This window comes from Intrasporangium sp. (assembly GCF_036566125.1).
Lineage (GTDB): Bacteria > Actinomycetota > Actinomycetes > Actinomycetales > Dermatophilaceae > Intrasporangium.
The window spans coordinates 1-6,764 of record NZ_DATCWX010000127.1; the positions used below are offsets into that span (position 1 = coordinate 1).

General features: G+C 68.7%; 5 protein-coding genes. 4 read left to right on the top strand and 1 reads right to left on the bottom strand.

Going from position 1 to position 6,764, the window contains the following annotated elements; all coding sequences use genetic code 11:
* Positions 1-59: 59 nt before the first annotated feature.
* Positions 60-569: an RNA polymerase sigma factor gene (locus VIR15_RS07460; protein WP_331926842.1), complete on the bottom strand. Its 510-nt coding sequence runs from the start codon at positions 567-569 to the stop codon at positions 60-62.
* Between the two features lie 216 nt (positions 570-785).
* Here VIR15_RS07460 and dnaE point away from each other — a divergent pair, with 216 nt between their 5' ends.
* The 4 genes from dnaE to VIR15_RS07480 all read left to right on the top strand — a co-directional run.
* Positions 786-4,379 carry a DNA polymerase III subunit alpha gene (gene dnaE / locus VIR15_RS07465; RefSeq protein ID WP_331926843.1) on the top strand — a complete coding sequence of 1,198 codons (3,594 nt, stop codon included), beginning with the start codon at positions 786-788 and terminating at the stop codon, positions 4,377-4,379.
* 31 nt (positions 4,380-4,410) lie between these two features.
* Complete coding sequence (locus VIR15_RS07470; RefSeq protein WP_331926844.1) at positions 4,411-5,514, top strand: winged helix DNA-binding domain-containing protein; 1,104 nt, start codon at positions 4,411-4,413, stop codon at positions 5,512-5,514.
* Positions 5,515-6,462, top strand: a complete 948-nt coding sequence (locus tag VIR15_RS07475) for a pseudouridine synthase (RefSeq protein WP_331926845.1) — start codon at positions 5,515-5,517, stop codon at positions 6,460-6,462.
* Positions 6,463-6,546: 84 nt separating this feature from the next.
* A partial coding sequence (locus VIR15_RS07480; RefSeq protein WP_331926846.1) for a lamin tail domain-containing protein occupies positions 6,547-6,764 on the top strand: 218 nt, incomplete at its 3' end.

A 6,764-nucleotide genomic window follows, 5' to 3' on the forward strand; every position in this document is an offset into this window, starting at 1 on the left:
GGTCCGGTACGAGATCGTGGCCGAGGCCGATGAGCTCGCGCTCGAGGGCATCGAACTGGTCAGGCATCGGCCATCACCTCCCTCAACGCGCTCAGTGCGCGATGCAGTCGGGACTTGACCGTTCCCGCGGGGAGGTCGAGCACCTGCGAGGTCTCCGCCTCCGACAGCTCGAGCAGGTACCGGCAGGCGATGACGTCCCTCTGGTCGGCAGGGAGTCCGGACACGGCCTCGAGGAGCGTACGCCGACGCGCGGCCGAGAGGGCCTCTTCGGCCGGGTCCGGCACGGTGAGGGACTGGGCGTCGAGCCACCCGGCTCGGCGCTCCCGCTCGGCCCGCCGACCGGAACCGCGTCGGTGGTTGTGCGTCTCGTTGACGACGATCCGCAGCAGCCACGGCCGGAAGCCGGAGCCATCGCGGAAGGTGGCGAGGGATCGGTATGCCTTCACGAATGCCTCCTGCACGACGTCGTCGGCATCGCCGCCGGCTCCGGCGAGGACGGCGACGCGCTTGGCGAGCGGCGCGTGCGCCACCACCAGCTCGGCGTACGCAGCCCGTTCTCCGGCGCGCACCCGGGCCAGGATCTCGGTTTCCCGGTCCTTCTCGATGGCTCCTCCCGCGCAGACATGGGTGGTACCGCAACCACTTGTACACCGTCGGCTCGGGATCGGTTCCAGGCTCGCCGAAGCCGACGATCCAGCGGCCCGCGGCGGCCCACTGGCACGAGCCGCGACACCCGCTGCGACACGCCCGGGGAGTGTCCCCGGCGAGGCTTAGACTCAACCCCGATGTCGACCCAATCCGCTCCGAGACCAGACCAGAACTTCGTGCACCTGCACGTGCACACGGAGTACTCGATGCTCGACGGAGCGGCCCGGATCACCGACCTCTTCTCGGAGGCGGCGAGGATGGGTATGCCCGCACTCGCGACGACCGACCACGGCTACGTCTTCGGTGCCTACGAGTTCTGGAAGAAGGCGCAGGGCACCGGCGTCAAGCCGATCATCGGCGTGGAGGCCTACATCACGCCGGGCACCCATCGCACGGACCGGACGAAGGTCAGCTGGGGCGACGGCGGGCGCGACGACATCTCCGGCGGCGGCGCGTACACGCACATGACGATGCTCGCCGAGTCGACCGAGGGCATGCACAACCTGTTCCGGATGAGCTCGATCGCCTCCCTCGACCAGGTGTACACGAAGTGGCCCCGCATCGACCGGGAGCTGCTTGCCACCTACGGCAAGGGCCTGATCGTCACGACCGGGTGTCCCTCGAGCGAGATCCAGACCAAGCTGCGCTTCGGGAAGTACGACGAGGCCCGCGCCGTGGCCGGCGAGCTGCGCGACCTCTTCGGGCCGGACAACGTCTTCGTCGAGCTGATGGACCACGGCCTCGAGATCGAGCGCCGGGTGCAGAAGGACCTCCTCCGGCTGGCGCGCGACCTCGGGCTGCCGCTCGTCGCGACCAACGACCTGCACTACACACGGGCGGAGGACGCCAAGGCGCACTCGGCGCTGCTCTGCGTGCAGTCGGGTTCGACCCTGATGGACCCGGGCCGGTTCAAGTTCGACGCCGACGACTTCTACCTCAAGTCGCCGCAGGAGATGCGCCACCTGTGGCGCGAGCTCCCGGAGGCCTGCGACAACACGCTGCTCATCGCCGAGCGGTCCGATGTGTCGTTCACCGAGGGGGAGGGGCGCTACATGCCGCGCTTCCCGGTCCCCGCGGGCGAGGACGAGACGTCCTGGTTCATCAAGGAGGTCGAGACCGGGCTGCAGCGACGCTTCCCCGAGGGCGTCCCCGACTACGCCCGCAGGCAGGCGGCGTTCGAGGAGGACGTCATCGTCTCGAAGGGTTACTCGGGATACTTCCTCGTCGTCGCCGACTTCATCAACTGGGCCAAGCGCAACGGGATCCGGGTCGGGCCGGGACGTGGTTCGGGCGCCGGGTCGATGTGCGCCTACGCCATGGGGATCACGGACCTCGACCCGATCCCGCACGGCCTGATCTTCGAGCGGTTCCTCAACCCCGAGCGGATGTCGATGCCCGACTTCGACGTCGACTTCGACGAGCGCCGTCGGGGTGAGGTGATCAAGTACGTCACCGAGAAGTACGGCGAGGAGCGCGTCGCCCAGATCGTCACCTACGGCACGATCAAGGCCAAGCAGGCGGTCAAGGACGCCGCGCGGGTCATGGGCCATCCGTTCAGCGTGGGGGAGCAGCTGACGAAGGCGATGCCCCCGGATGTCATGGGAAAGGGCGTGCCCCTCTCCGAGATCTACAACCCGGAGCACAAGCGCTACAACGAGGGCGCCGAGTTCCGGGCGCTGGTCCAGACGGAGCGTCACTTCGAGGAGGTCGTCGACACGGCGAAGGGCCTCGAGGGCCTGAAGCGGCAGTGGGGCGTGCACGCAGCCGGGGTCATCATGTCGAGCGAGCCGCTCATCGACGTGATCCCGATCATGAAGCGGCTGCAGGACGGCCAGGTCATCACGCAGTTCGACTACCCGTCCTGCGAGTCGCTCGGCCTGGTGAAGATGGACTTCCTCGGCCTGCGCAACCTGACGATCCTCGACGACGCGATCGAGAACATCAAGGCCAACCGCGACGAGGACATCGACCTCGACGCCCTCTCCAAGGACATGACGGACCCGGCGACCTACGCCCTGCTGGGACGCGGCGACACGCTCGGGGTCTTCCAGCTCGACGGCGGCGGCATGCGCTCGCTGCTGCGCCTCATGCAACCGGACAACTTCGAGGACATCTCGGCCGCCCTCGCCCTCTACCGGCCGGGCCCGATGGGGGTCAACGCCCACACGAACTTCGCGCTGCGCAAGAACGGCAAGCAGGAGGTCATCCCGCTCGACCCGCAGCTCAAGGGCAAGCTCCAGCCGGAGATGGTCGAGGCCCTCGAGCCGATCCTCAAGGACACTCATGGTTTGTGCGTGTACCAGGAACAGGTCATGTCCATCGCGCAGAAGCTCGCCGGCTACACGCTCGGCAACGCCGACCTGCTCCGCCGTGCAATGGGCAAGAAGAAGAAAGAGGTGCTCGACGCCGAGTACATCCCCTTCTCGGAGGGCATGAAGGCCAACGGCTTCAACGAGGCCTCGGTCGCGGCCCTCTGGGGCGTGCTCGTCCCGTTCTCCGACTACGCGTTCAACAAGGCGCACACCGCGGCGTACGGTCTCGTCTCCTACTGGACGGCCTACCTCAAGGCGAACTACCCGGCCGAGTACATGGCCGCGCTGCTGACGAGCGTGCGCGACGACAAGGACAAGTCGGCCCTGTACCTGGGCGAGTGCCGCCACATGGGCATCAAGGTGCTGCCGCCCGACGTCAACCAGTCGGTCGCGAACTTCGCCGCCGTCGGCACCGACATCCGCTTTGGTCTCGCGGCGATCCGCAACGTCGGCCTGCCGGTCGTCGAGGCGGTCATCAAGGCCCGCGAGGAGAAGGGCGCCTTCGGGTCCTTCAAGGACTTCCTGTCCAAGGTGCCGGCGGTCGTCTGCAACAAGCGGACCATCGAGTCGCTCATCAAGGGCGGCGCCTTCGACTCGCTCGGCGAGAGCCGGCGCGGCATGGTCGAGGTCCACGAGCGCTACATCGACGCGCTCGTCGAGGTGAAGAAGCAGGAGGCCATCGGCCAGGACAGCCTCTTCGGCGCCTTCGACCTGGGCGACGAGTCAGGGGAGCCCGGGGGAACGGGCGCCTTCGACGGCCTGCCAACCGTCCCGGTGGGCGAGTGGGACAAGACCACCCTCCTGTCCTTCGAGCGGGAGATGCTCGGCCTCTATGTCTCCGACCACCCGCTCTTCGGCATCGAGCACATCCTCCAGACGCACGCCGACACCTCGATCGCCTCGCTCACGGGCGACGACCCCAAGGCCGATGGCACTCCGGTCACCGTCGCCGGGCTCATCACCGGGCTGCAGCTCAAGCGGACCAAGAAGGGCGACCTGTGGGCCATCGCCACGGTCGAGGACCTCGACGGAGCCATCGAGTGCCTGTTCTTCCCATCCGCGTACCTGACGTACTCCACGATGTTGGCCCAGGACACCGTCTGCGCGGTCAAGGGGAGGGTCAGCGCGCGCGATGACTCGATCTCGATCTTCGCGCAGGAGCTGATGATCCCGGACATCAAGGAGGGCCCCCGTGGACCGGTCGTCCTCACCCTCCCGCTGGGGCAGGTGACCCCAGCCCGTGCCGAGCGGCTCCGGGAGATCCTCCGGGAGCACCCCGGCGCGACAGAGGTCCACGTGAAGCTCACCCAGCCCGGCCGGTCCGTGCTGATGACGCTGGACGACGGGCTGCGCGTCAACGCCACGTCGGCGCTCTTCGGCGACCTCAAGGCGACCTTCGGCGCCGCCGTGCTCGGATAGGAAGCCGTATGCCGCTGAGCTGGGTCTCGTCGTGAAGGCCGGCGACCGCAGGCGGTTGCGTCGCGCCCGCATGGCCGCCCTCGGCCTGACGCCCGCCTTGGGCACTCCGGAGGCCCCCGTGACGCCGCTGTCCGTGGCGCGTTGGATGGGGGCGCTTCAGGCACAAGATTATTCGAGTGGCGTGTGGTCGATCGGGGTGCGCTCCGGCCTGACGCTGGCCGAGATCGAGCGGGCTGTCGCCGACCGACAGATCGTCCGGACCTGGCCGATGCGCGGAACGATCCACTGGGTCGCAGCCGAGGACGCCCGGTGGATGTGTGAGTTGCTTGCGCCGCGGGTGCTTGCCTCCCTGGGTCCGCGCTACGCCCAGCTCGGCATCACGCAGGACGAGGTCGAGAAGGCGGGCGTGCTCTTCGAGGAGCACCTTCGCGAGCCGATGAGCCGCCCGGACGTCCTCTCGCTGCTCGCCGACCACGGCATCGATCCGGCTGGGCAGCGGACCTACCATCTCGTCGGCCACCACTGCATGACTGGGCTGCTCTGCCAGGGTCCGCTCGCGGGGAAGCAGCCGACCTTCGTGCTCGTTGATGAGTGGGTTCCTCTGAGCCGCAAGCCGTCTCGTGAGGAGGCGATGACCACTGTCATCGAGCGCTATCTTCGCAGCCATGGGCCGGCGACCGAGAAGGACATCGCAGGCTGGATCTCGGGAACGCTGGGTTTCGTCCGTGCGGCCCTTGAGCTCATTGGCGATCGGGTCATTCGGGAGGACGTCGGCGGTCAGACCTGGCTCAGCCACGTCGACGCGCCGGCAGCAGGCGATGGTCCGGGTGGGGTGCACCTGTTGCCACAATGGGACGAGTTCCTCCTGGGCTACAAGTCGCGGGACGTCACCCTGCCGGACGAGCACGTCGTCAAGGTCGTTCCCGGGCGCAACCTGGTGTTCCAGCCGACGATCGTCGTCGACGGCGAGGTCGCCGGCGTCTGGAAGCGGCACGAGAGCAGGGACGCCGTCGTGGTCCAGGCGACGCCGTTGACCCGACTGACGGCGAAGGCGCTGCGTGGGCTGGAAGCGAGCTCAGCGGCATACGCTCGCTTCTTGGGGCGTGAGGTCGAACTGCGCGTCGAGGGGGACTGAGTGGCACGTGGCGGCATTCCCGCGTCGCCGCTCCCGCCGCGGCACGGCGTCGACGCGCAGCGGATCCGGATGCCGCAGGGCGGCCCGTGGGAGACGCTGCGCGACCACCTGGTGGAGCGGCTGCGGGGGCTGACTCCCGCCGAGGTGGACGCCAAACTGGCGGCGGGGGAGTTCGTCGACGCCGCGGGCCGGCCGGTCCCAGCGGACGCGCGGTTCGTGCCGCGGTCGGTCTGCTGGACCCATCGCGACCTTCCGGACGAGGTCGAGGTGCCCTTCCCGATCGACGTACTCCACACGGACGACCGGCTCGTCGTGGTGGACAAGCCGCACTTCATGTCGACGATGCCCAGGGGCCGGCACGTCGTGCAGTCGGCGCTCGCCCGGACGCGAGTGCTGACCGGTCTCGATCGGCTGACCCCGGCGCACCGGCTCGACCGGCCCACGGCAGGCGTGCTCATGTTCACGACGGAGCAGCGGTGGCGCGGTCCCTACCAGCGCGCCTTCGCGGAGGGACAAGTGCACAAGGAGTACCTCGCGGTCGCGCCGGTCCGCGACGATCTGCGGCTGCCCACGGTGCGGCGCAGCCATGTCGTCAAGGAGCACGGCAGGCACCAGGCGCGGGAGGTCCCCGGTGCCGAGCCGAACGCCGAGACGCTCATCGAGCTGGTCTCCGAGACGGATGGGCTGGGCCTCTACCGGCTGACCCCGCGGACCGGTCGCACCCACCAGCTGCGCTGTCAGCTCTGGGGTCTGGGCATCCCCATCGTCGGCGACGCCCTGTATCCGGTCGAGCGCGAGGTGCTCGACGGCGACTTCTCCGAACCGCTCCAGCTGCTCGCCGCCGTCCTCGAGTTCGACGACCCGATCGACGGCACGCGCCGGCGGTTCGAGACGCGCAGGCGCCTGGCGGCCTGCCCGGGCCGAAAGGTAAACGACACGCAAAGTTAGTCGGCGTTCGGCCCCTCGCTCACTGCTACGCCGCTAGATTCGCGGTGGATCCGGGCAACTCCCTGCCCGTCGAGAGGGGAAGACATGCAGCAGCACCGTCATCTCCGGCGCCGAGTGGCCGCGGTGTGTGCCGTGGCCCTCGGGGTCGGTCTGCTCCCGTTCGTCGCCGCGCCGACCGCGCAGGCGGCGCCGACCGAGCTGTTCTTCAGTGAGTACATCGAGGGCTCGAGCAACAACAAGGCGCTCGAGATCTACAACGGCACCGGGGCGCCGGTGAATCTGGCAACCGGCGGCTACAACGT